The sequence below is a fragment of the Novosphingobium organovorum genome (genome assembly GCF_022832435.1).
GTDB classification, from domain to species: Bacteria; Pseudomonadota; Alphaproteobacteria; order Sphingomonadales; family Sphingomonadaceae; genus Novosphingobium; species Novosphingobium organovorum.
This window is the reverse complement of the sequence record NZ_JALHLF010000227.1, coordinates 1-1,723: the sequence shown is the minus strand read 5'-3', so window position 1 is coordinate 1,723 and position 1,723 is coordinate 1. Positions and strand designations below refer to the sequence as shown.

The following is a 1,723-nucleotide window of genomic DNA, read 5'->3' as shown; positions in this document are numbered from 1 at the left end:
CCAGGCATTGTAGCCAGCGCGTTGTAAACAAACCCATTCACAATCTCAACGAACCTTCCAGGGGTTCGCAAAGGCCCCCTGTTCAGGGGCCTTTTTTGCGTTTGGGTTCCAGCCTCTGTTCGCGCCGCAGCCGTTTTGCCAGAGCGTGCTTGAGACGCCGCATCGTAGCCATCCGGTGAAGGCCGCAGGTGATTTCCCCGTCACTTGTTTCAGGGCTGGAGCTCGCCCCATTTTGCGCCGAGACAATAGCCGCCATTTACAGCCCACTTCCCACCAGCATCCAAGCACGCATCAATCGCGATAGTTTCGCGGAGCCACCATCCTCCGGCAACACCAAGCAGGCCAGCCAGAGCGATGGCAACGAGCAACCGGAACATCATGCTTGTTCGCTTAAGCGGGTGAGCGGATGTCCGCAATTTGGGTTCAGCCAGTTCCAGGGAAGCAGTTCGTCGATCCGGTTGACGGGATGCTCGGCGATGCGCGCGAGGACATCGGCCAGCCAGGCCTGCGGATCGACATCGTTGAGCCGGGCGGTCTGGATCAGCGTATAGAGCACGGCGGCGCGCTGTCCGCCGCGATCGGAGCCACAGAACAGCCATGCCTTGCGCCCGAGGGGCACGCAGCGCGGCGCCCGCTCGGCTGCGTTGTTCGTGAGGCAGATCCGGCCATCTTCGAGGAAGCGGGTGAAGGCCCCCCAGCGCCGGAGCATGTAGTTGATGGCCTTGGCTAGATCGTGGCTGCGCGAGAGCTTCGCGAGCTGGGCGGTGAGCCAGGCCTGCAGATCCGCCATCAGCGGTGCGCTGAGGCCCTGCCGGACGGCGAGGCGCTCTTCTGCCGCCTTGCCGCTGATGCCCCGCTCGATTTCGAACAGGGCATCGAGGCGCTGCACGGCTTCCAGCGCGATCGGATAGATCATGCCGGTACGCTCGCCGCGGCTCTTCCTGCGCGCGGCGGCCTCGACGTCGGCGAGTTCGAAGAACTTGCGCCGTGCGTGCGCGAAGCAGCCCGCCTCGATCACGGACGCAGGCTGACGGCCGGGCGCATAGAGCTCGTTGTAGCCACTNTCGACGTCGGCGAGTTCGAAGAACTTGCGCCGTGCGTGCGCGAAGCAGCCCGCCTCGATCACGGACGCAGGCTGACGGCCGGGCGCATAGAGCTCGTTGTAGCCACTATAGGCATCGGCCTGCAGAATCCCTGCCCAGGACGCCAGATGCGCCCGCGGATGCTCGCCGCGCCGGTCGCGGGAATAGTGGAACAGGGCTGCGGGCGGATCGCTGCCGGCAAAGGGCCGGTCATCAAGGAGGTAGACCCACAGGCGCGCGGTATCGGTCTTGCCCTTGGCCAGGACCGGCACGGTCGTATCGTCGCCATGCAGCCGCCGGGCCGCAAGCACGTGCGCCTCGATCCGTCGATAGAGCGGCATCAGGGCGAAGGCCGCCGCGCCCACCCCCCCGGGTCGCCAGCGTCGAGGTGCTGAGCGCCACGCCTTCGCGCGCGAAGCGCTCGGCCTGGCGGTTGAGGGGCTGGTGCTGGCCATACTTCTCGAACAGCAGCATGGCGAGGAAGCTTGGCCCGGCCCATCCGCGCGGCACAACATGGAACGGCGCCGGGGGCTGCGTGATCGCCTCGCAATCCCGGCATGAAAACTTCTCGCGGACCGTCTGGATCACCTTCCACCGGCGCGGGATCACTTCGAGCGTCTCGGTCACGTCCTCGCCCAGCT

The 1,723-nt window shown here is 66.0% G+C and carries 1 pseudogene; it reads right to left on the bottom strand.

The window, feature by feature from the left end:
• Positions 1–376: 376 nt before the first annotated feature.
• Positions 377–1,723, bottom strand: a pseudogene (tnpC, locus tag MTR62_RS20885) (IS66 family transposase); the annotation flags it as partial.